Below are 22086 nucleotides of genomic sequence, written 5' to 3' on the forward strand. Positions count from 1 at the left end.
CTGTATTGTGCTTTGTTCAGTCGTTTTATCTTGGTGTTCTTTACCTGCGGGGATTATATGTGAGGAGCTATTTATATGAAAGAACAATTTTTTAAAAAGCAGTGGTTTTTATGCCTATCCATATTTTTTATGTGGATGAAAACATACTTCATCTACAAGCTGGGCTTTAATTTACAAATCGACAACGCACTTCAGGAATTGATCCTGTTTATCAACCCGCTTAGCTTTCTCATCCCTGTACTCGGCATCAGCCTCTTTTTTCGCGAAAAAACGCAGCGCCTCTATTTAATCGGGGCTAATGTCGTCCTGACGGGCATCTTGATTGCAAACAGTATTTTCTATGGTTTCTATATCGATTTCATCACTGTTCCCGTCCTGTTCCAGGCAAAAAATCTCGGGGGGCTTGGGAGCAGTTTTCAGGAGCTGTTCAATCCGGTTTTCATCGCGCTTTTTCTGGATTTGGTTCTTTTGGTCTGGCTGGCAAAAACGCGCACTAGAACCGGCAAAAAGCTTTCCGCTAAAGCCGTTAAGATCTACTACGCGGCAGCCGCCGGCACGGTACTGTTTAATCTCGCCCTGTCGGAGCTGGATCAGCCGAAGTTTTTAAGCTACTCCTACGACAGGGAAGTGCTTGTAAAAAACATCGGCTTATATCAGTTTCATCTGTTGGACGGCATTTCACAGACCTTTAATTTGACACAAAAAGCTGTCGCTGATGAAAACAGCCTGGCAACGATCGAGAACTACACAAACGCTGACTACAGCAAACCGAACCAAGAAATGTTCGGGATTGCCGAAGGACGAAACGTCATCTTTGTAACGCTTGAATCCACTCAGACATTTGTCATTAATGAAAAGGTGAACGGGCAGGAAATCACGCCGTTCTTAAACAAATTCATTCAAAAAAGCTATTATTTCGACCATTTTTATCAGCAGACCGAACAGGGAAAAACGTCCGATTCGGAATTCATTGTCGCCAATTCGCTCTATCCGTCTCTGAGCGGTTCGGTGTTTTTTACGAAGAGCGAAAATGCGTACAATTCGATGTATAAAACACTGGCGAACCACGATTACAGAACATCGGTTTTCCACGCCAACCATAAAAAATTCTGGAACAGGGACGTCATGTACAAAGCCCTTGGCATCGACAGCTTTTATGACGTCTCCCATTTTCATGTGACACCTGAAAATTCAACGGGCTGGGGGCTGAAGGATAAGGAGTTTTTAACGCAATCGGCCGACTTGATGAAAGACTTGCCGCAGCCCTTTTACAGCAACCTGATCACATTGACGAACCACTTTCCGTTCCAAATTGATGATAAGGATAAGCTGATCGATGAATACGACTCGGACAGTGAGATTTTAAACCGGTATGTCACGACGGTACGCTATGAAGACGAATCATTGAAGCATTTCATTGCAAAACTGAAGAAAAACGGCCTTTACGACAATTCCGTGATCGTCTTCATGGGAGATCACTACGGCATATCAGAAGCGCACAACGATGCGCTGGCTCAATTTTTGGGCAAAGACGAAATCACCCCTTACGATACCGTTCAGCTGCAGCGTGTGCCGCTGATTATCCACATTCCGGGGGTAACGGATCAAGACCCGAAAACGATATCTGAAACAGGCGGCCAAATTGATGTCAAACCGACATTGCTCCATTTGCTCGGAATTGATACAAAAGGCATGATTCAATTCGGTAATGACCTGTTTTCGAAAGAAAGAATGCCTTTCGCTGTGTTAAGAAACGGCAGTTTTATAACAGATGATTATATCTACACGAAAAATACGTGCTACAGCAAAAAAACCGGGGACATGATCAACGACAGTGAGGACAAATGCGGTCCGCTCATAGAGAAGGCGAATCAAGAGCTTTCCCTTTCCGATAAGATTATTAACGGTGATTTGCTGAGATTTTATAAAAAATAATCCGTCCCCTTTAAGCCGGATTCCCCCGGCTTAAAGGGGCTGTTTAAATTGAGGGACAGCTGGGTATTATATACCGAATGTTAAAAATGAACTTGCGGTTTTGCAGTTCCTTCGTTACCCTAAATAAAAAGAGAAGTTATTTCGAGTACCGATTATTTCATAAAGTGTTATAAAAAATGATAAATAAGAAGGTTTTAATATGAGTGAAACACAGCATAAGACAAATCAATTGCCGATTGTTGCCGTCTTGATTATGGGGACTTTTATCGCCATTTTGAATCAGACGCTATTGACGACCGCTTTGCCTCCGATCATGAGGGACTTAAACATTACGCCGGGGCTTGCCCAATGGCTGACGACCGTTTTTATGCTCGTGAATGGGATCATGATTCCAGTTACGGCTTTTTTAATTGAAAAATTCACGACGAGAAAGCTGTTCATGGCGGCAATGTCTTTATTTACGGCTGGGACTCTGATCTGCGCCTTGTCATTCAGCTTTCCGGCGCTGATTGCAGGACGCGTCGTCCAGGCGGCCGGCGCGGGCATTATGATGCCATTGATGCAGACGGTGCTTTTATTGATTTTCCCAAAAGAAAAGCGTGGATCAGCGATGGGAATGGTCGGGCTTGTGATTGCCTTCGCTCCCGCTGTCGGACCGACCCTGTCAGGCTGGATCGTCGACCGCTACCCTTGGGAAGTATTGTTTTATCTGTTGCTTCCGTTTGCCGTTATCGACATGATTGCCGCACACTTTATTTTAAAAAATGTCACCGAACAGACGTCACCTAAGATGGATGTTACTTCCATCATCTTGTCTTCACTTGGCTTCGGCGGCATTTTGTACGCCTTCAGCAGCGCCGGTGTTGCGGGCTGGACGGGTGCGGACGTGCTGGCTGGCTTCGCGGTCGGCAGCGTTACGCTGTTTTGGTTCATTTGGAGGCAGCTCCATTTGGAAGAACCGATTTTGGAATTCAGGGTATTTAAATATCCGATGTTTACACTTGCGACGATTATCGGGATGGTAGTCTTTATGTCGATGATCGGAGCGGCGACGATCGTGCCGATGTATATGCAGGATATGCGCCATTTCACGGCGATGGAATCGGGAATGATGCTGTTTCCGGGAGCTGTCGTGATGGGGCTGATGTCTCCGATTACCGGAAGAATTTTTGACAAAATCGGCGCGCGGATCTTGAGCATCACCGGTTTGACGGCGATCTTCGTGACCACATTGCTCTTGACCCATCTGACAAAGACGACGCCTTTTGCGTATTTGTCTGTCGTCTATGCGATTCGGATGGTCGGCATGGGGATGGTGCTCATGCCTGTTACAACAGCCGGCTTGAACCAGCTCCCGCGCCATTTGATTCCTCACGGAACGGCCATGAACAATACGATGAGACAGATGTCCGGATCGATCGGGACGGCTGTTCTCATCACCATCATGACACAGCGTGCGCTTGCCGATCCTGCCGGTCCGTCTTCGAATACAGCGATGATTCACGGCGTCAATCTGGCGTTTATGACCGCGGCCGCATTGTCGGGAATCGGATTGGTTCTCTCATTCTTTATTAAGCAGCACCGCCGCGGACGGCTCGACGGCAGCAGAAGGAAACAAGCGAAAGGCCGCTTGGCCATTCATGAAAAATAATAAATCCCGGGTTTTTATGAACCCGGGATTTTCTTATGCTTATTCGAATCCGTGAACCATTGTGTCAGGATCGGGACCGACGCGCTCATCTTTGTTAAGAGCGTTGATTTTTTCGATATCTTCCGCTGTTAATTCAAAGTCAAATATGTCGGCATTTTCAATAATGCGGTGTTCTTTGATTGACTTCGGAATGGTAATGACTTCATTTTGCAAATCCCAGCGCAGGATGACTTGAGCGACGGATTTGTTGTATTTTTTAGCGATGTCAGTCAGCACTTGATCATCGAGGAGTTTTCCCTGCATGAGCGGGGACCATGCTTCCACCTGAATGCCCTGCTTTTTGCAGTAGTCCCTGAGCTCAGCCTGAGTCAGCCGCGGATGGAACTCAACCTGATTGACCATAGGTTTAATTTCCGCATCTTCCAATAAGCTTTCCAAATGGTGCACATTGAAGTTGCTGACGCCGATCGCTTTTACTCTGCCGTCTTTGTACAGCTTTTCAAGCGCGCGCCACGTATCTTTATATTTGTCTTTTCCAGGCCAATGAATCAAATATAAATCAAGGTAGTCAAGACCGAGTTTTCGAAGGGTTTCATCAAAAGCCGCCAATGTTTTTTCATATCCCTGATCGCTGTTCCAAACCTTTGACGTGATGAAAAGCTCTTCGCGGGGAACGCCTGCTTCTTTAATCCCTTTGCCGACGCCTTCTTCGTTTTGATAGATAGCGGCTGTGTCAATGCTCCGGTATCCGTTTTTAATGGCTGCTTTCACAGATTCTACAACTTGGCTGCCTTCTTCCACTTTGAAAACTCCAAGTCCGAACCATGGCATTTTCACACCGTTATGTAATGTCACAGTATCCTTTAAACTGCTTACCATTTTGAACGACCACCTTTCTTTTTTTCATGCTTTTAAACGCACCGCTGTTATTATCTCACACTGGGTGGATTTTACAAAACAACTTGCTCAACCGGCTTCATAAGCCAAAGCGAGCGCACCGGTGATTCCCTGATCGTCGCCGAGACCCGGCGGTACGATGTATCCTTCAAGATCAGGCAGGTCAACATATCCGTTCATATATTCGGCAAGCTTTTTGCGAATCAGCGGGAACAGCTGCTGCTGCTTCATGACACCGCCGCCCATGATGATTTTTTCAGGGCACAGGATCAAGATATATTGCATGAGAGCCTGCGCTAAGTAGTCGGCTTCCATCTCCCAAACTTCCTCGTTTTCAGCCAAATCATTGCCCTTTTTCCCCCAGCGCTTTTCAAGCGCCGGACCCGATGCCATTCCTTCAAGGCAGTCCTTGTGATACGGACAGATTCCTTCAAACGTATCGTGCGGATGCCGTCTAATGAGAAGGTGACCCATTTCAGGATGGAGCGTGCTCTGCACGAGCCGGCCGCCGACAATCGCTCCTGCTCCGATTCCTGTACCGACTGTAATATACAAGCAGCTTTCCAATCCTTGCGCCGCTCCTTTTGTCAGTTCGCCAAGCGCGGCAGCGTTTACATCAGTCGTAAACGAAACCGGTATGCCGAGCCTTTTTTTCAACTCGGGAATAAACGGGTACCCCTTCCAGGCTAATTTCGGCGTATTGGTTATGTATCCGTAATCCTCTTTATCTTTTGCAACGGATATAGGTCCAAAAGAGCCCACTCCCATTGATGTGAGCTGATACTTGCTGAAGAAATCAGTCAGTTTTCCAATAGTCTCTTCAGGAGTCTCCGTCGGGATCGTCAGCCTGTCAATGATTTCTCCTTTTTCTGTTCCAACTGCACAAACAAACTTTGTGCCTCCTGCTTCTATTGCACCGTAATGTTTCATCCTCTCGGCTCCTTTTCATCTGTTTGAATTGCTTTAATTGAATCATAAATCAGACGATGAAAGAAAGCAATCGCACTGAACAATGATTCACCAGAGCATGGGAGCTTTTGATGCTGACGGAAGAAAGCTTCCCGAAAATGTGACAGTTTTCAAACAGCTGCAGCAGTTGTTCTTTCGCTTAAAGAGGCTTCTGCCCGCTTAATTTCAACTGTGAAAAAGAGGATTTTTTCAGGCCCGCTCGAAGCTTTAATGAGGAGGGATATCATGAAGCATCCATTCCACACTTACCGTTCTTTATTTCCGATATTGTCTGGTCATGTTCACCTTGCCGCATGCTCCGGCAGCGCGTTGGCTCTGCCTGTTGCCAAAGCGGTTGATGAGTATCAGAACGGCCTTTTAACAGCCGGTGCAGACTGGAAAGCGCATCTCGACAAGATGGATGAAGCCAAGGAAAAATTTGCCCGGCTGATCGGTGCCGAAAAAGAAGAGATAGCCGTTTTGCCGTCAGTATCTGACGCAGTGGCGGCTGTCGCTGCTTCATTGCCGCAGCCACCACACCGAAGGCAGATCGCCTTCACGGATATCGATTTTCCTGCCGTCGGCCAAATTTGGCTTGCGCAAGACCGCTTCAAAGATCACCTCATCATCATTCAGAGCGAAGACGGGATGATTGACTTGGAACAATACGAAAAAGACGTTACCGATCAGACGCTCTTGACTTGTGTACCCCATGCCGGCTATCGGAACGGGTTTAAACAAGATGTAAAACAGATTGCCGAGATTGTTCATCAAAAAGGATCGCTTTTATTTGTCGACGCCTATCAAACCGCCGGACACATTCCGATTCATGTCAAAGACATGGATATCGACATCCTTGCGGCGGGGACGCGCAAGTACATGCTCGGCATTCCCGGAACGGCTTTTTTGTATATGAAACGCGAACTTTGCGGACAATTTGAGCCGAAGACGGCCGGCTGGTTCGGCAGGAACAAACCATTTGCCTTAGATTCATGCTTTGCGGAAGGTGCGAAACGCTTCGAGTCGGGGACACCGTCATTTATCAGCATTTACGCGGCAGACGCGGCACTGAGGCTGCTGCTTGAAGCAGAGCCCGGCAGGATCGAGCACTACCTGCGGGAGCTCGCGGCATTCTCTTTGCAATACGGGGCGGAAAAAGGCCTGAAGATCATAGGCCCCGAGACCGTACATAACAGAACAAGCCTGATCTCGGTGTATGCCGAAGAGGCTGGCCGTATGGAAGCTCTCTTGCGTGAAAAGCATATCATCGTCTCAGCGCGAAACAACGTCATCAGAATAGCCCCGCATTTTTACAATACAAAGGAGGAAATCGGGTTTGTGATGGATGAGATGGCGGCGCTCTTTGGTTAACCCTGCTTCAAAATAGACAGAATACGATTTTTTCCTTAAACTATAAAAAACAATTTTCATCAAGGAATGAGACAAATTGGAGCTTTATATTGACGGAGAAATAGAAAAGCAGAGGAAGTCACCGTGCCGAAGCGTCTTGTTTGCCATTTTGGCTGTTTTGCTTGCGTCAGGCATTACCATCGGATATATCGTGTATACGCATTTTTACTCGATGAATCATCTGCCGAAAGGAAATTGGATTCAGTCTTCCGCTTCGCCGAATCAAGCATACAACCTGAATTTGTATAGCGTGAATAAAGGCGGGGGAACGAACTCCCCTTCCGTCAGAGGGGAATTGACAACGGTTGCCACCGGTGAACGAAAAAACATATATTGGGGATACGAAGAAGAACATGTCAAAATCGAATGGCAGGACAAATACCATGTGTCCATCAACAACAACGTGCTGGATGTCAGAACTGATATATATGATGGAAGAAGAGAGTGACAGCGTCACTCTCAGCCTTTGGAAAAAGTTTGTATGACCGCTCGTATAAGCCGCTGCATCTCCATGAAATGGACAACAAAACTGTGGTTTATTTACTGAAAAAACGTAATATACGTTCATTTACGTATTGAGGCTGTTCCATTGATAAAACGTGACCTGCCTGTTTTATGATTTCCGCTTCAATACCTGGAACTAATGTTGAGGCGCGATGTAAGGCTGATTGCGGGTCATAGATGACTTCATGTTCACCCAGCAATAATAGAATAGGGACTTTTACTGATTTTAATTCGTCGTCAGTGAAAACATACGGAAATCCGTCAGCGTTAGGCCTTGGCTGTCTTAATCCATCCTGCCACATTACGCCTGCATGAAACTGCTCTGCAAAAACCGGGTGTAACACATTACGATCTGTCATCATCCAATTTAAGAAATTCTCTACTCCATCAGGCTCTGTGAGGCTAAGAGCGTATTGATAAAAATCGTGATGAAACGGCAAAAATGTTTCCGCGGGACTAAGGATCGCTGCGCTCTCTACTCTCTCTGGCGCACGTAAAGCGAAATTCATCGTATGAAGCCCGCCAAGCGAAAGACCAACCATGTGCGACTTCTCTATCCCCAAAGCGTCGAACACTTCGAGAAGCCAATCAGCGTAACCCGCCCTCGTACCGCATAAATCTGCAGGGATGCTTTTGTTCTTATCACCTATGATATCGATTGCGTATGTTCGGTATTTGCTGCTCCAATCCTCGATATTGGGGTACCACATAGTGGAACTGAATAATGCGCCGTGAAGCAATACAAGCGGCGGGGCATCTTCAGGTCCGCTTGCAATAATATGCGTTTGGCCGAAACGGGTAGATACGTAGAAAGTTTTGTAATGAACTGGCCAAAGACCAAGGCTTTCCTTATAAGCCCGAAAATAGCGAATGCCGCTGTCACTTAAATCAGGGGTAATCGGTGAATGGTTTGACATGAAATATTTCCCTCCCAATAAATCCTCTTCAAATGAATATGCCGTTTCGTGCAGGGGAGTTTGTCATTATATATAACAGACTCTATATATAATATATTACAGAATAAATTAATCATCAAATCCCAATTTTAAAAAGCTTTATATTATGATACAGAACTATAAAATTTAATATAACAGATTTTAATTAACGATTTCGATTTCGTAATCTCCTGCATGTAAAATGAAAATAGAAAATATGTTATATATCCTCAAGAAAAAGAGAAGCGATTTGATGAATAAAAGCTTTTATATTATTTAGCCAGACCACTTTCCTCTATATATGCTGGAAATCATTTCATTTTTGTTTAAGATGACAAACTCTTTAACCTGCCAGAATATGAAGAAGATTGCCACAGACTCAGCCTAGTGTAGAAAAGTTTGTAAATAAAAAAACTTATAGAAACAATGGTTTCTCCAAAAAAGAGAGTGACACCGTCACTCTCTTTTCGTGTACATATCATTTGAAACACCGTTTAAAAAATGCGTTTCCTCTCCAAGGGAAAAGAGATGGAGCTCATGCATCGCCCTCGTGCACGCCGTATAAAACAGAGTCCGCTCTCTCTCTTTTTTGTATTGTTTTTCAGAAGCGTCATAAATGACGACGGCATCAAATTCGATCCCTTTCGCCAAATAGACGGGAATGACGATCACCCCTTTTTGAAACGTTCTCGTTTCTTTATCGATCAGTTTAAGCTCTGTATGCTGCTGAAGATGCCGGAACGCATCCCTGCATTCCCGGACTGTTTTACAGATGACTGCAATCGTCTCAAGTCCTTCTTTTTGAAGGGCGGTTATAAGGGAAGCCATCTGTTTATGGTGTGCATGAAGGTCGGCCGATATTGTCAAGGTCGGTTTTTTGCCGTTCCTGTTAAAGGCTTCGATCTCTTCGCCTCCCTCGATAATGCGCTTTGTCAATTCAACAATTTCTTTCGTCGACCTGTAGCTGCGCTTCAAGGTGATGATCTCCGTTTTTTCGCCTTCAAACACGCCTCCCGACAGGAGCGTCTTATCGTGATAGGCATGGGCAAGAATCGCCTGGTTTAAGTCTCCCAGCATTGTGATGCTGCACGCGGGAAACAGGCTCTTCAAAAAAGCAAGCTGAAAAGGCGTGTAATCCTGGGCTTCATCAATGAATAAATGGCGGATTGCCGTGTTTTTTCTCCCGCCTGTTAGCTGGTTTTTCATATATAAAAAAGGGACGGCATCTTCATAAGGCAGCTTCTCAAAACGAAAGCTTTTCCGGGTGAATGTGCAAGTGCTTTGCCAGTCATCAGGACGGGTTTGCGGGGTATAGTGCCCGGAAAAAAGCTGAAGGTACGTTCCTTTAAAATCAATAAAGCCGAACGCTTTTACCGCTTGCTTGAGCGGTTTGAACTCCCTTTCGGCAATGATAGCGGCAAGGAGGTTTTGTTCCCTTTCATAATCGTCAAACGTATTCTCCGTAAATCGCTGTTCTTCCTGAAGACGTTTATAGGCCTTTAAATATTCCTCTTTATCCAGCAGCTCGCTTTCCTCGATGACCCAGTCTTTTTTTCTTTCTTGGCGTTCGTATTTGTTCAGCAGCTGTAACAGCCATTTCCCCGTTTTTTCAATCCGGTTGGACAGCGTATCTGCATGATCAAGGGCCGCGAAAAATTCCCGCACCTGATCGCTTGTAATGATCCTTTTTCCGCGAAAGGCGATATGTTTAAACACCAGATCCAGACGCCCTTTTGCCAAACATTTGACATAATCATCGATAATGCCTTTGAAGGCCAGACCTGATTTCAATTTGATTGATTTCATCCGGATGCGCTGCTCCTCATCGTCTGAAGCCGTTAAACAATATTCGAGCTGATCGAACGGAGTCTCGCACGAAACCTGCTTTCCAAGGCGGCGCGCCACAAATTCCTGGAATGTCGTCTGCTGGATGTTTTCCTCTCCGAGCTCAGGCAGAACATTGGCGACATAGCTGTTAAAAAGCAGGTTTGGTGAGAATAGCAGCATCTGGCTCGACTCGATCTGCCCGCGACCGCGGTACAGCAAATACGCAGCCCGCTGCAATGCCGCCGACGTTTTTCCGCTGCCAGCCGCTCCCCGAACAATTAAAAAGCGGCTTCTTTCGTTCCGAATAATCTGATTCTGCTCTTTTTGAATTGTGGCGACGATGCTTTTCATCTGAATATCTGCCTGCTGCCCCAGGACTTCCTGAAGAATTTCATCTCCAATCGCCATATCCGTATTAAACATCGCTTTCAGCCGGCCGTTTTTGAAGAGAAATTGCCTTTTCAGCTCAATCGTTCCCCTGACCGTCTCGTCCGGAACTTCGTATTGAGCCGCACCGGGACCATAGTTGTAAAACAGACTGGAAATCGGCGCTCTCCAATCATAAATCAAAAACCGCTCTTCTTTTTCGTCCATTAAAGAGGCGAGTCCGATGTAGACGGATTCAGCGTTTTCTTCGCCGTCCTCCAAAAAATCTACACGGCCGAAATAAGGCGATTCTTTCACTTTTAACAAGTTTTTCAACTCGTTGTAAAACTGCTTATGACTCCTTTCCCTTTCAGCCAAAAACTCAGCCTGCTGTTTAATGCTAAAAAATGTTTCAACCGCTTCGTTTTCATCGGCCAAGTTTACGGTGACATCGCTCCAGAAATGTTTCCGTAAATCGATGATATCCTCCTTCAATCCGCCGGTCTTTCCCTTTAGAGAATGAAGCTTCTGATCCAATTCCTTTAAAACAAGCCGGATTCGTTTTTCCTCTTCCAGCCATTCCTGACCGTTTTCCTGCACGCTGACCACTCCCTAAAAAGATTTGACATCAAAAAAGATTCATGATAAAATAAAAATGGATAATACTATAATATTTGAAATTTTATGTTAAAATACACTTCATCTTATCATATAACCTTTGGTCAAATCAATATAAAAAGCCGATTTTTCAATCAACGAAAAATCGGCTTTTTTCTATTCAGCTGTGGGACCGCAGCGAACGATTCGGCAACTTCCAGTTAAACATGTACGAGCATACGCGGCATGCGACCAGCAAAGCAAACAGGATATACAGCGTGAGCGGCTTCTCCGCCCAGCCCATGCCGATAATGAATCCGCCCAAAGCGGCCCAAACGGCGTAGATCTCGGTTTTCAGCACGAGCGGCTTTCTTCCGGCCAAAAGATCCCGGATCATTCCGCCGCCGCTTCCTGTTAAGACCGCCGCAACGATCACCGCGCTGACCGGATGGTTCATGTGAACGGCATAAAGCGCTCCTTGTATCGCAAATGCGGCAAGACCGATCGCGTCTGAAAAGCTCCCCCAGATGCTCCAGTGCTTTAACAGGAGCTTCGGAAACAAAAAAACGATCGTGATCGAAACAAGAGCGATTAGAAACAGGCTCCCCTGCTCCCACAAGGCGGACACCGGAACTCCGATGAGCAGGTTTCTGATCGCCCCTCCGCCGAACGCCGTCACAATCCCCAATATATAAACTCCTAAAATATCATACTCTTCTTCCATTGCAACGATCGCTCCGCTGATCGCAAAAGCGACGGTGCCGATGATGCTCAACACTTCCCAAGCCATCTAAGGTGTCCTCCATACTAAACTTCAATCTTTTTGATTTTATAACTTCTCCAACCTTTAAATCAACCCTCTCTGAATCAAAATATCTTATAATATAAAAAGACGTTTTTAAAGGGGTGGAAACATGGAACAGGAGATCATCATCGAAAAAGCGAAAGCCGGGTGGGCTCAGGAATTTGCAGCTGAAAAACAGCGGCTCACGGATGTCCTCGGAAAAAAAGTTCTCGCTATCGAACATATCGGCAGCACCTCTGTTCCCGGTCTTGCGGCAAAACCGGTGCTCGATCTGATGGCCGGCGTCAACAGTCTCAGCGAAGCTTCAGCCTGGATCGAACCGCTTGAGCAGCTCGGTTATGAGCACGTATTTCACGAAGCCTTCCCTGCCAGGCGCTTTTTTCGAAAGGGAATGTGGAGGGCGGGCACACACCATCTGCACGTATATGTTTTTCAAAGCGAAGAATGGAAAAACCAACTGAGATTCCGAAATTATTTAAGAAAGCACTCCGCCGAGCGGCAAGAATATGAAACATTGAAAAAAACCTTGGCACGGCGCTTTCCATATGACCGCACCTCGTACACAAAAGGAAAAGAATCATTCATTAAAGACGTGATTGAGAAAGCAAAACATTTGGAAAGGAGTGGCCCGGTATGCTGAAAAAGACAAAACATAAATTGCTTACAATAGCCATCGCCTTCATTATGGCGGTCTTGTTATACTACTATGTCCAAGTCACGAAGTGAAAGCGGGCATTATACGCGCAAGGCCATTCGGACCGTTTTGAGGATATGCCCTTCAAATTCTTCATCATATTCGGAGACATCCTCAAAACCCTTCGCCTTGTAAAAGTTTTTTCCGGTACGGTTTTCTGTTTCAACCTCTACAAAGATCTTTTTTACTCCCTCCAAATGTTTTAGCCCCTCTTCCAATAATGCGGTTCCGATGCCTTTTCCTTGGTATTCCGGGGCTAAATAAATGGCAGCGAGATAGGCCTCCCCTCCTTCTCTTACAAATGAGTAGTTAACAAAGCCGACGATTTTTCCGTCCGCTTCTGAAACGAGCATTAACGAGTGTTCCAAACGCTGCTGCATTATCTCATCATTGTACGCTTTCTCTAAGAATTTCTCTTGAATATCGAAAGGGATTATCCCTTCATAAGTGTGATTCCAGCTTGTTTTGGCAATCTGCTGCACTTGTCGGATGTCTTTCTTTTTCATTTTACGAATCTTAAATTCCATCCTCATCATCCTTATTCATTTAATAATTTCCAAATATTATAACATTCATTTTGTTGAACATGTAAAAAAAAGAGCATTGTCAGACAATGCTCTTTTTACTCGTCTTTCCCCTTGAGAAAGCACATAAAAATGATAATCAAAATAAATGCGATAAGGGCGAGAAACGGAATCGTGATGAAACCGAACCAATTGATATACTGCCCTGAGCAAGGCACTCCTGTGACACACGGTTTAATACCGTTGAATCCGGGAATTTTTTGTTCCATGTAATGCATCAGGGAAATGCCTGCGCCGATCACCGCCATCGGCAGCACGTATTTTTTCACGCGGGCATCGCCCTGAAATGTCGCAATTCCAAGGATCAGCACGAGCGGATACATCATAATCCGCTGATACCAGCACAGTTCGCAAGGAATGAATTTACGGATTTCGCTGAAGTACAGGCTGCCTAGTGTCGCCGTTAATGAGACGATCCAGGCGCCGTACAGAAAAAGCAGTTTATTTTTCATCAGACTGGCCTTTCAGCTCTTTGGCGATCGTTTCTTTGATTTTGTCATAATCAAACGGTTTGTCGATTTTTACGTCGTTGACAAAGATCGTCGGCGTCGAGTCTACACTGTATTTGCTGATGAGCGAATTGTCCGTTTTTAATTGCTCAGAGAACGTTTTGTCATTTAAGCTGCTGATGAGCTTATCGCGTTTGATTTTCGTATTCGCTTCCGTGATGTCTGCCAATTTTGCCGGCGTCGCCCACTCGTTTTCCATCGTGTCATTGTCAGGCTGCGCTTTGTACAGTGCTTCATGGAATTTCCAGAATGAAGCCGGATCTTCCTTCCATACTTGCTCGGAAGCGAGGGCGCTCAATTCAGAGCCTCTGCCGTGCTGTTCATTGACGAAGTTAATATATGAAAAATTAACTTGATCTTTATCGATGTAATCCTTTTTCAAATCCGGAAAGACGGTCTCAGTCCACTGTTTGCAGCTTGGACATTTGTAATCTCCGAATTCTGTGATCGTTACAGTCGCATCTTTGTTGCCAAGAAGCGGCTGCCCTTCAGTTGAAGGCTTGTCATCAAAGGTTTGCGAAGCATTTTGGGTTTGATTGTTGAGTACGACAAGTGCGCCAATCAGAAAAACGACCACGACTGTCATAATCACTGCAAATTTCATCGGTGACTGCTGTTTCTTCTTCACTTAGACACCTCATTATTCTTATTTTTTAGTATGCCAGTTTGATAACCTCTTTCATTTTAACAAGACAAGCCGCATTCGTGAAGATGCTAAAAAAGGAATTTCCAGTTCATTAGGTGGTAAAAAAGTTACATTTCTTTCACTTTTAAAACCCTCATCGCATTTAAAACGGCTAAAAGGGTAACACCGACGTCTGAAAAGACGGCTTCCCACATCGTTGCGATGCCGAAAGCACCCAAGATGAGAAAAACACTTTTAACGCCGAGCGCAAAGATAATATTCTGCCAGACAATCGCCCTCGTCCGCTTGGCAATGCTGATGGCTTCCGCAATTTTTGAAGGCTGGTCCGTCATGATCACAATATCAGCCGCTTCGACTGCCGCATCAGAGCCAAGGCCTCCCATGGCAACCCCGATATCCGCTCTCGCCAAGACCGGCGTATCGTTGATGCCGTCTCCTGCGAAAAGCAGCTTTTCTTTTGGAAGCTTTTGCTTGTCAAATGCTTCAATGCGGTCCACCTTGTGCTGTGGAAGAAGCTCCGCATGCACTTCATCAATGGACAGTTCCGCGCCGACCGCCTCGCCGGTTTCTTTCGCGTCACCCGTCAGCATCACCGTTTTTTTAATCCCCGCTTTTTTCAAAGCAGAGATCGCACGCTTGGCATCCTCTTTGATTTCGTCTGCGATAACAATCGAGCCGATAAACGTATCGCCGGCGGCTACATAAACAACGGTACCGATTTCGCTTTCCTCTTGATACTGTATGCCGAATTTCTTCATGAGCTTGGCATTCCCGGCCAAAATGACGGCTCCGTCTACAACCGCTCTGACGCCGAAGCCGGCCGTCTCGCTGTAATCTTTGATGCGATCCGCTTGGCCTACCTTCCCGTATGCTTCACGGATCGACTCGGCGATCGGGTGGCCTGAGAAATGTTCGGCAAGCGCCGCATATTCAAGCAGTTCCTCTTCTTTGACACGGCCTGCCGGCGACAGCTTAACAACGGCAAATTCGCCTTTTGTTAATGTGCCTGTTTTGTCAAAAACGGCATATTTGACATCATTGAGCGCTTCTAAATAATTGCCGCCTTTTACGAGTATACCTGCTTTTGACGCCGCTCCGATGCCGCCGAAAAAGCCGAGCGGAATGGAAACGACAAGTGCGCACGGACAAGAAATGACCAAAAAGACGAGGGCCCGGTACACCCAATCCGACAGCGCGGCTCCGGAAATGATCAGCGGCGGGACAAAAGCGAGAAGAAGCGCGACTATGACAACAAAAGGCGTGTAGTACTTGGCGAATTTGGTAATAAAGTTCTCTGTTTTCGCTTTTCTGCTGCTGGCATTCTGGACGAGGTCAAGAATCTTTGAAACGGTTGATTCACTGTATTCTTTGTCCACTTTCACTTCAAGCACGCCGTTTTTGTTGACAAATCCGCTCAGCACCTCTTCGCCGGGTGCGGCTTCTCGTGGAACGGATTCCCCGGTTAATGCGGACGTATCGACAAGCGATTTGCCCGCTCGCACTTTGCCGTCAAGCGGGACTTTCTCTCCTGGCTTGACGATGATGATATCGCCCGCTTTAACCTCATCGGGAGATACTTTGACCGTACCGCCTTCCGTTTGAAGATTGGCATAATCGGGACGGATGTCCATCAAATCGCTGATCGATTTCCTGGAGCGGCTGACCGCGGCTCCCTGGAACAGCTCGCCTACTTGATAGAACAGCATAACCGCCACGCCCTCGGGATACTGCTGAATGATAAATGCACCCAGAGTGGCGATCGTCATTAAAAAGTGCTCATCAAAAACCCGGCCGCGAAAGATGTTTTTGACGGCTCTTAATACGACATCACCGCCGATGATGAGGTAAGCAAGGAAAAAGAGAATCCACTCAGCTGCGGTACCGCCGGGAAGCAGAAAGCCTGCTGCGCCGAGAACGGTGCCTGCAGCCAGTCTTGCGATCGTTTTTTTAAACCGGCCATCACCTTCGGATGGAGCCTGTTTTGTCCCTTCCTTCAACTTCACGTTGACGTGCGGTTCGATCTCGGTTACTTTTTTCTTTATTTTTGAAGAAATGTCTTCGCCGCTGTTTTGGTCGACTTTGACAGTCAGCGTGCTTGTTGCAAAATTGACTGAACACGCTTCAATCCCTTTCATACCGGCTATCTCATGCTCAATTTTTTGTGCGCAATTGCCGCAGTCGAGACCGTTTAACATGTATTCCTGCTTCACCTTTTCCATCTCTCTCACCTTTCTTTTTCAGCGCCGGGCTTTATTTTATATATGAGCATATACGCATATATTATTTATCCTTATTATATGCTTCATTCGAAAAATGTGTCAATCGATCTTTGTTATCATACGCACCGGACTGTTTCCGCGTTTTACCCTGCTTTCGCGCCTGCGAAACTCTGCTGGCATATTAGAAGCGATGCCCAAATATACTTAGTTTAGCTATTAAACTAACAAGCTTTTTTTCATAAGGAGTGAGCGTTTTTGAAAAAATCGTGTCTGATGATCATCTGCCTCGCCCTTCTTCTCGTTTTTTCCGCAGGCTGCAAAAGTGGCACCAACGCCGGCGCAAAGCATGCGGAAGAAATCAAAGTCTGGGATTATTTCACCGGCAGACAGCAGGAACTTTATCATGAACTTGTCGACCAGTACAATCGGTCTCAGGATCGGTACAAAGTCGTAACAGAGTACATTCCTTTTAATGAAGTGAAAAAGCAGCTGTCTGTCGGAGCAGCCGGCAATGCCATGCCTGACGCCGTTTTCCTTGACAATGTCGACAATGCCTCATTCGCCGCCATGGGCGTGCTCGAAGATTTAACAGAGAAAGTCGAGCAATGGGGGCAGGCTGACCGGTATTATGAGGGGCCGCTCTCATCAGCCGTATATGAAGAGAAGTACTACGGCATCCCTTTCGCAAGCAATGCGCTTGCTTTGTTTTACAACAAAGACCTCTTGAAGGATGCAGGGATTTCCAAGCCGCCTGAAACGTGGAGCGAGCTGAAAAAAGCAGCGAAAAAAACGAGCAAAGGCCAAACGGAAGGATTTGCCCTGTCAGCCGTCAAATCAGAGGAAAGCGCTTTTCAATTTTATCCGTTCCTTTTGTCTTCCGGAGCAGATTTAAAACAGCTGCATTCAAAAGAAGCAGCCTCTTCCCTGCAGTTTTTAACGGATCTGGTCAAAGAAGGCGCAATGAGCAAGGAAGTGTTAAACGCCACCCAGGATGATCTGGCCAGACAGTTTGCAGCAGGTCAGCTCGCTATGATGATCAACGGCTCCTGGAATATTGAACGGCTGAAAGAAGCCGGTCACTTACATTACGGGATTACCTTCATCCCGAAGGATCAAACATTCGCTTCCGCCCTTGGCGGGGAAAATATGGCAGTCGTTAAAGGAAAAAACACCGACGGCGCCTGGGATTTCATCACTTGGCTGATCGATCCGGAGCGGCTCGAAACACTGACAGCGGAAACAGGTGTATTCCCGCCGCGTAAGGATTTGCTCGAATCATCAAGTCATTGGAAAACAGATGACAATTTAAAAGCCTTTATTCCAATCATGGAGATTGCATCAGCCCGCGGCCCTTCGAAAAACTGGCCGAAAATTTCGGAAGCTTTACAGACGGCCCTGCAGGAAGCATTGAGCGAAAGCAAAACGCCGAAAGAAGCGCTGGATGAGGCCGCACAAAAAATCAACGCCTTAAACTAGCTTTAAGCGCACGAAGGAGTTTTGACATGATCAAAGCCATCATTCGTAAATGGGAAGGGTGCTTCTATTTGTTCCCGGCCGTTCTTTTTATGCTTGCCCTTATCGGTTATCCTCTCATCTACAACATAATTCTCAGCTTTCAAAACGTGTCGCTTGCAAATATAGCATCAAAGGATATCAGCTTTATAGGAATCGACAATTATCAGCGGCTTGCCCAGGATAAAGTATTTTGGGCATCTTTAAAAAACACGCTGCTCTACACGGCTGGAAGCGTCGTTTTTCAGTTTGCAATCGGCTTTTTGCTCGCTTTGTTTTTCAGCATGAAATTTCGGCTTGCCCCGTTTCTCAGGGGATTGATGATGGTGAGCTGGCTCATTCCGCTGACGGTTACGGCGCTTTTATTCAAGTTTATGATGGCTTCAAATGAAGGCGTGTTCAATCAGCTGCTCATATCATGGGGAATGATCGACAATCCAATCCCCTGGCTGTCAGATCCGAAGATTGCCATCTGGTCCGTTATTATCGCCAACATCTGGGTCGGCATTCCCTTTAATATGCTGCTCATATCCGCCGGTCTCAGCTCCCTTCCGGAAGACGTCTATGAAAGCGCAAGCCTTGACGGCGCCAATGCTTTTCAGAAATTCATTCATCTGACCCTACCCTTATTGCGGCCGGTGATCACCGTCGTCATGATGCTCGGCTTCATTTATACGTTCAAAGTGTTCGACCTTGTGTTTGTGATGACTGGAGGCGGCCCCGTGCACGCCACTGAAGTCCTGTCAACCGTCAGCTACCGCTACTCCTTTGACGAATTTCAATTCAGCATGGGCGCAGCAAGCGCCAATGTCCTGTTTTTCATTCTTCTTTTGGTCAGTCTTGTCTATTTGCGGCTGATCAAAAAAGATGAGGTGATGTCATGAAAACGAAGCAAAAGGAATGGCTCTTTAACATTATTGGCGTCCTCGTTACGGCCGGCTTTTTATTCCCCGTTTATTGGATGATCGCCACAGCTTTCAAAAGCGAGGCAGAATTGTTTAAAACACCACCTTTATTGTGGCCCGAGACATTCCGGACGGCCGGCTTCGAAGCTGTGTTCACTTCAGGCATCGCCGGATACTTTTTGAACAGCCTGCTGATTTCCGGGGCGGCTGCCGCCATCGTTCTCATATTGGCCGTTCCTTCCGCCTACGGCTTGGCGCGCTTTCGGATCAAGGGCAAAAAAATGTTCATTTTACTGTTTCTCATCACGCAAATGCTGCCTGCCACCGTTGTTTTGACTCCGCTGTTTATCGCCTTTAATCAGCTGAACATATTAAACACGTATATCGGACCGATTTTGACGGGAGCAACGCTCGGCGTTCCTTTTTCGGTATTAATGCTCAGAACTTTTTTTCTCGGGATTCCCAAGGACCTTGAGGATGCGGCCAAAATCGACGGCTGCAGCCGTTTTACCGCATTCATCCGCATTATTTTGCCTATCAGCGTACCCGGGATTGCCGTCAGCGGAGCGGTTTCCTTCTTTTTCGCATGGGGAGATTTGATTTACAGCATGACATTCAACCGAAATCAGGAGCTGTGGCCGCTGACGGCCGGCATTTACAATGTGATCAGCCAATACGGAATCCAGTGGAATGATCTGATGGCATTTGCCGTTTTATCGGTTTTGCCTGTCATCATCATTTTTATACTGCTTCAAAAGCAGCTTGTTAAAGGTCTGATCAGCGGATCCATCAAGTAAAAATAGAAAGGGTGTTTTCGATCATGAAATTTTCAGACGGCTACTGGCTGACGCGCGAAGGATATCACATCAACACGCCAAAAGAAGCCTACGACCGAATGATTGATCAGCAATCATTGACTGTATACGGGCCTGTCAAAGCGGTTCAAAAGCGCGGGGACACGCTGGACACCCGCATGCTCACCGTCAGATTTTCGAGTCCTCTTGAAGACGTGATCCGTGTGCAAGTGTCCCATTTTCAAGGGGAAACGCCTCGCAAGCCCGAGTTTCAGCTGGATATGACAGACGTTGAGCCGGTTATCTCCGAACAAGATGATGCGCTGACCTTCCAAAGCGGCAGCCTGTGCGTTGAGGTGAGCAAAAGCGGTTGGCGCTACCAATTTTCACGTGATGGACAGAGCCTGACCGCAAGCGAATCGAATAGCCTCGCCTATATCACGAGCAATGACGGGCGCACCTTTATGAGGGAACAGCTAAACATCGGTGTCGGCGAATTGATCTACGGTCTCGGCGAGCGTTTTACGGCATTCGTGAAAAACGGCCAAACCGTAGACATCTGGAATCAGGACGGCGGCACAAGCACGGAGCAGGCGTATAAAAATGTGCCGTTCTATTTGTCAAACAAAGGGTACGGTGTTTTTGTCAATCATCCCGAGCTCGTTTCGTATGAAATCGGTTCTGAAGTCGTATCCAAAGCGCAGTTTTCGGTCGAAGGGGAAACGCTTGACTATTTTATCATTAGCGGTGCTGAACCGAAGGATGTTTTGAAACGCTATGCGTCGTTAACGGGAAAACCGGCGCTTCCCCCGGCCTGGTCTTTCGGCCTCTGGCTGTCCACATCGTTTACAACCGACTATTCTGAGGAAACCGTGACACGTTTCATCGACGGGATGACCGAACGCGGCATCCCGCTCAGCGTGTTTCATTTTGACTGCTTCTGGATGAAAGAATTTGAATGGTGCAATTTCGAATGGGATGAACGATATTTTAAGCAGCCTGAAGCTATGCTCAGCCGCCTGAAAGATAAGGGGTTGAAAATATGCGTCTGGATCAACCCTTACATCGCCCAAAAATCGAAGCTTTTTCAGGAAGGAAAAGAAAACGGCTACTTTTTAAAAAACAGCCGGGGGGATGTGTGGCAGTGGGACCGGTGGCAGGCCGGCATGGCAATCGTCGACTTCACCAATCGAAAAGCGCGTGACTGGTATTGTTCAAAACTTGAAAGCCTGCTCGACATGGGCGTCGACTGTTTCAAGACCGATTTCGGAGAACGGATTCCGAGAGACGCGGTTTACTTTGACGGATCAGACCCCGACAGAATGCACAATTATTATTCTTTTTTATACAACAAAACCGTATTTGACCTGTTGAAGCAAAAGCGCGGCGAACGGGAAGCGGTCGTGTTTGCAAGGTCGGCGACGGCCGGAGGCCAGCAATTTCCCGTACACTGGGGCGGGGATTGTTTTGCCAGCTATGATTCAATGGCTGAAAGCCTTCGCGGCGGCCTGTCGCTTTCCCTTTCAGGCTTCGGCTTCTGGAGCCACGATATCGGCGGATTTGAAAGCACGGCAACAGCCGATTTGTATAAGCGCTGGACCGCATTCGGCCTCTTGTCGACGCACAGCCGCCTGCACGGGAGCGAATCATATCGCGTTCCGTGGCTGTTTGACGAAGAAGCGGCCGATGTGATGCGGTATTTTGTCAAACTGAAGCACAGGCTGATGCCTTATTTGTACGCCGCCGCGCATGAAGCGCACGCTGAAGGCATTCCGATGATGCGGGCGATGCTCCTCGAATTTCCCGGTGACAACACTTGCCACTGGCTTGACAGACAGTACATGCTCGGCGGAAGACTCCTCGTCGCTCCCGTTTTTCAGGAAGACGGCGTTGTCCGTTATTATTTGCCAAAAGGCACCTGGACACACCTTTTGACGGGAAAAGAGACGGAAGGCGGAGAATGGAAAGAAGAACAGTACGGGTATATGGGGCTTCCCCTGTTCGTCAGGGAAAATACGCTGCTGCCGCTCGGGCAGGAATCCGGGCGACCTGATTATGATTATCTCGACGGTGTGACGTTCTGCCTTTACCAATTAAAAGACGGCTGCACAGCCGAACAGACGATTTACAATGAAAAGTGCGAAGCAATGACAGTCAGAGCTTCACGGCATGAAAATACGATTACCGTGAAAACAACAGGCGTCCAAAAGAAATGGAAGCTGCTCATCCGCGATCTGTCTGTCACTTCTGTCATAAACGGCGCAGCGGAAGCGCTTCAGGAGGGAACAGCAATTCAGCCAAAAGAAAAGGACCGGGATGTCTTCATTTTTTTCTAAAAGGAGTGATCA

General features: G+C 46.8%; 18 protein-coding genes. 9 read left to right on the forward strand and 9 right to left on the reverse strand.

Annotated elements, in window-relative coordinates:
- Positions 1–75: 75 nt before the first annotated feature.
- Both MHH76_RS17780 and MHH76_RS17785 read left to right on the forward strand, forming a co-directional pair.
- On the forward strand, positions 76–1935 hold the full coding sequence (locus MHH76_RS17780; protein WP_268441426.1) for an LTA synthase family protein: 1860 nt from the start codon (positions 76–78) through the stop codon (positions 1933–1935).
- A gap of 199 nt (positions 1936–2134) precedes the next feature.
- Complete coding sequence (locus MHH76_RS17785; RefSeq protein WP_025809885.1) at positions 2135–3586, forward strand: MDR family MFS transporter; 1452 nt, start codon at positions 2135–2137, stop codon at positions 3584–3586.
- Between the two features lie 39 nt (positions 3587–3625).
- Here the strand turns inward: MHH76_RS17785 and MHH76_RS17790 are convergent, their stop codons facing one another.
- Together MHH76_RS17790 and MHH76_RS17795 are read right to left on the reverse strand one after the other, a co-directional pair.
- Positions 3626–4465, reverse strand: a complete 840-nt coding sequence (locus MHH76_RS17790; protein WP_020452931.1) for an aldo/keto reductase — start codon at positions 4463–4465, stop codon at positions 3626–3628.
- An 87-nt stretch (positions 4466–4552) separates the two neighbouring features.
- Complete coding sequence (locus MHH76_RS17795) at positions 4553–5413, reverse strand: ROK family protein (protein ID WP_025809888.1); 861 nt, start codon at positions 5411–5413, stop codon at positions 4553–4555.
- A gap of 264 nt (positions 5414–5677) precedes the next feature.
- On the opposite strand from MHH76_RS17795, the gene MHH76_RS17800 reads away from it, so the two are divergent.
- Both MHH76_RS17800 and MHH76_RS17805 read left to right on the forward strand, forming a co-directional pair.
- Positions 5678–6802, forward strand: a complete 1125-nt coding sequence (locus MHH76_RS17800; RefSeq protein ID WP_025809891.1) for an aminotransferase class V-fold PLP-dependent enzyme — start codon at positions 5678–5680, stop codon at positions 6800–6802.
- A gap of 76 nt (positions 6803–6878) precedes the next feature.
- On the forward strand, positions 6879–7289 hold the full coding sequence (locus MHH76_RS17805; RefSeq protein WP_025809893.1) for a DUF5412 domain-containing protein: 411 nt from the start codon (positions 6879–6881) through the stop codon (positions 7287–7289).
- An 88-nt stretch (positions 7290–7377) separates the two neighbouring features.
- Here the strand turns inward: MHH76_RS17805 and MHH76_RS17810 are convergent, their stop codons facing one another.
- The 3 genes from MHH76_RS17810 to MHH76_RS17820 form a co-directional block, all read right to left on the reverse strand.
- Positions 7378–8262, reverse strand: coding sequence for an alpha/beta hydrolase (locus tag MHH76_RS17810; RefSeq protein WP_023856268.1), 885 nt, complete (start codon positions 8260–8262; stop codon positions 7378–7380).
- 474 nt (positions 8263–8736) lie between these two features.
- Entirely contained in the window at positions 8737–11073 is a 2337-nt protein-coding gene (gene helD / locus MHH76_RS17815) for an RNA polymerase recycling motor HelD (RefSeq protein WP_025809897.1), read from the reverse strand.
- A gap of 178 nt (positions 11074–11251) precedes the next feature.
- A complete protein-coding gene (locus MHH76_RS17820) occupies positions 11252–11860 on the reverse strand; it encodes a trimeric intracellular cation channel family protein (protein ID WP_003185205.1) in 609 nt (202 codons plus the stop codon).
- 124 nt (positions 11861–11984) lie between these two features.
- On the opposite strand from MHH76_RS17820, the gene MHH76_RS17825 reads away from it, so the two are divergent.
- Positions 11985–12515 (forward strand): GrpB family protein, encoded by a 531-nt coding sequence (locus MHH76_RS17825; protein ID WP_025809899.1) that lies wholly within the window; start codon positions 11985–11987, stop codon positions 12513–12515.
- Positions 12516–12610: 95 nt separating this feature from the next.
- On the opposite strand, the gene MHH76_RS17830 is transcribed toward MHH76_RS17825, so the two are convergent.
- The 4 genes from MHH76_RS17830 to MHH76_RS17845 form a co-directional block, all read right to left on the reverse strand.
- Positions 12611–13096 (reverse strand): GNAT family N-acetyltransferase, encoded by a 486-nt coding sequence (locus tag MHH76_RS17830; RefSeq protein ID WP_020452938.1) that lies wholly within the window; start codon positions 13094–13096, stop codon positions 12611–12613.
- 95 nt (positions 13097–13191) lie between these two features.
- A complete protein-coding gene (locus tag MHH76_RS17835) occupies positions 13192–13605 on the reverse strand; it encodes a disulfide oxidoreductase (protein WP_003185211.1) in 414 nt (137 codons plus the stop codon).
- Positions 13595–14290 (reverse strand): thioredoxin domain-containing protein, encoded by a 696-nt coding sequence (locus tag MHH76_RS17840; protein WP_020452939.1) that lies wholly within the window; start codon positions 14288–14290, stop codon positions 13595–13597. The genes MHH76_RS17835 and MHH76_RS17840 overlap by 11 nt, the downstream gene beginning before the upstream one ends.
- Before the next feature lie 125 nt (positions 14291–14415).
- Complete coding sequence (locus tag MHH76_RS17845) at positions 14416–16527, reverse strand: heavy metal translocating P-type ATPase (RefSeq protein ID WP_033155028.1); 2112 nt, start codon at positions 16525–16527, stop codon at positions 14416–14418.
- A gap of 255 nt (positions 16528–16782) precedes the next feature.
- Here MHH76_RS17845 and MHH76_RS17850 point away from each other — a divergent pair, with 255 nt between their 5' ends.
- Genes MHH76_RS17850 through yicI form a run of 4 tightly spaced genes read left to right on the forward strand, consistent with a single transcriptional unit; the run spans position 16783 to position 22074 of the window.
- Positions 16783–18003 carry an ABC transporter substrate-binding protein gene (locus MHH76_RS17850; protein WP_043054468.1) on the forward strand — a complete coding sequence of 407 codons (1221 nt, stop codon included), beginning with the start codon at positions 16783–16785 and terminating at the stop codon, positions 18001–18003.
- Positions 18004–18029: 26 nt separating this feature from the next.
- On the forward strand, positions 18030–18923 hold the full coding sequence (locus MHH76_RS17855; protein WP_025809905.1) for a sugar ABC transporter permease: 894 nt from the start codon (positions 18030–18032) through the stop codon (positions 18921–18923).
- Positions 18920–19741 (forward strand): carbohydrate ABC transporter permease, encoded by an 822-nt coding sequence (locus MHH76_RS17860; RefSeq protein ID WP_023856275.1) that lies wholly within the window; start codon positions 18920–18922, stop codon positions 19739–19741. The genes MHH76_RS17855 and MHH76_RS17860 overlap by 4 nt, the downstream gene beginning before the upstream one ends.
- A gap of 23 nt (positions 19742–19764) precedes the next feature.
- A complete protein-coding gene (yicI, locus tag MHH76_RS17865; protein ID WP_043054469.1) occupies positions 19765–22074 on the forward strand; it encodes an alpha-xylosidase in 2310 nt (769 codons plus the stop codon).
- Positions 22075–22086 lie beyond the last annotated feature (12 nt).

The sequence above is a fragment of the Bacillus sp. FSL L8-0193 genome, from assembly GCF_037976065.1.
In the GTDB taxonomy this organism is placed as follows: Bacteria; Bacillota; Bacilli; order Bacillales; family Bacillaceae; genus Bacillus; species Bacillus paralicheniformis.

What these genes read in the sequence shown, in the direction of transcription:
- MHH76_RS17780 (WP_268441426.1), top strand. Translation starts at nt 76, where the DNA reads ATGAAAGAACAATTTTTTAAAAAGCAGTGGTTTTTATGCCTATCCATA.
- MHH76_RS17785 (WP_025809885.1), top strand. Translation starts at nt 2,135, where the DNA reads ATGAGTGAAACACAGCATAAGACAAATCAATTGCCGATTGTTGCCGTC.
- MHH76_RS17790 (WP_020452931.1), bottom strand. Translation starts at nt 4,465, where the DNA reads ATGGTAAGCAGTTTAAAGGATACTGTGACATTACATAACGGTGTGAAA.
- MHH76_RS17795 (WP_025809888.1), bottom strand. Translation starts at nt 5,413, where the DNA reads ATGAAACATTACGGTGCAATAGAAGCAGGAGGCACAAAGTTTGTTTGT.
- MHH76_RS17800 (WP_025809891.1), top strand. Translation starts at nt 5,678, where the DNA reads ATGAAGCATCCATTCCACACTTACCGTTCTTTATTTCCGATATTGTCT.
- MHH76_RS17810 (WP_023856268.1), bottom strand. Translation starts at nt 8,262, where the DNA reads ATGTCAAACCATTCACCGATTACCCCTGATTTAAGTGACAGCGGCATT.
- MHH76_RS17820 (WP_003185205.1), bottom strand. Translation starts at nt 11,860, where the DNA reads ATGGCTTGGGAAGTGTTGAGCATCATCGGCACCGTCGCTTTTGCGATC.
- MHH76_RS17825 (WP_025809899.1), top strand. Translation starts at nt 11,985, where the DNA reads ATGGAACAGGAGATCATCATCGAAAAAGCGAAAGCCGGGTGGGCTCAG.
- MHH76_RS17830 (WP_020452938.1), bottom strand. Translation starts at nt 13,096, where the DNA reads ATGGAATTTAAGATTCGTAAAATGAAAAAGAAAGACATCCGACAAGTG.
- MHH76_RS17835 (WP_003185211.1), bottom strand. Translation starts at nt 13,605, where the DNA reads ATGAAAAATAAACTGCTTTTTCTGTACGGCGCCTGGATCGTCTCATTA.
- MHH76_RS17845 (WP_033155028.1), bottom strand. Translation starts at nt 16,527, where the DNA reads ATGGAAAAGGTGAAGCAGGAATACATGTTAAACGGTCTCGACTGCGGC.
- MHH76_RS17855 (WP_025809905.1), top strand. Translation starts at nt 18,030, where the DNA reads ATGATCAAAGCCATCATTCGTAAATGGGAAGGGTGCTTCTATTTGTTC.
- MHH76_RS17860 (WP_023856275.1), top strand. Translation starts at nt 18,920, where the DNA reads ATGAAAACGAAGCAAAAGGAATGGCTCTTTAACATTATTGGCGTCCTC.
- yicI (WP_043054469.1), top strand. Translation starts at nt 19,765, where the DNA reads ATGAAATTTTCAGACGGCTACTGGCTGACGCGCGAAGGATATCACATC.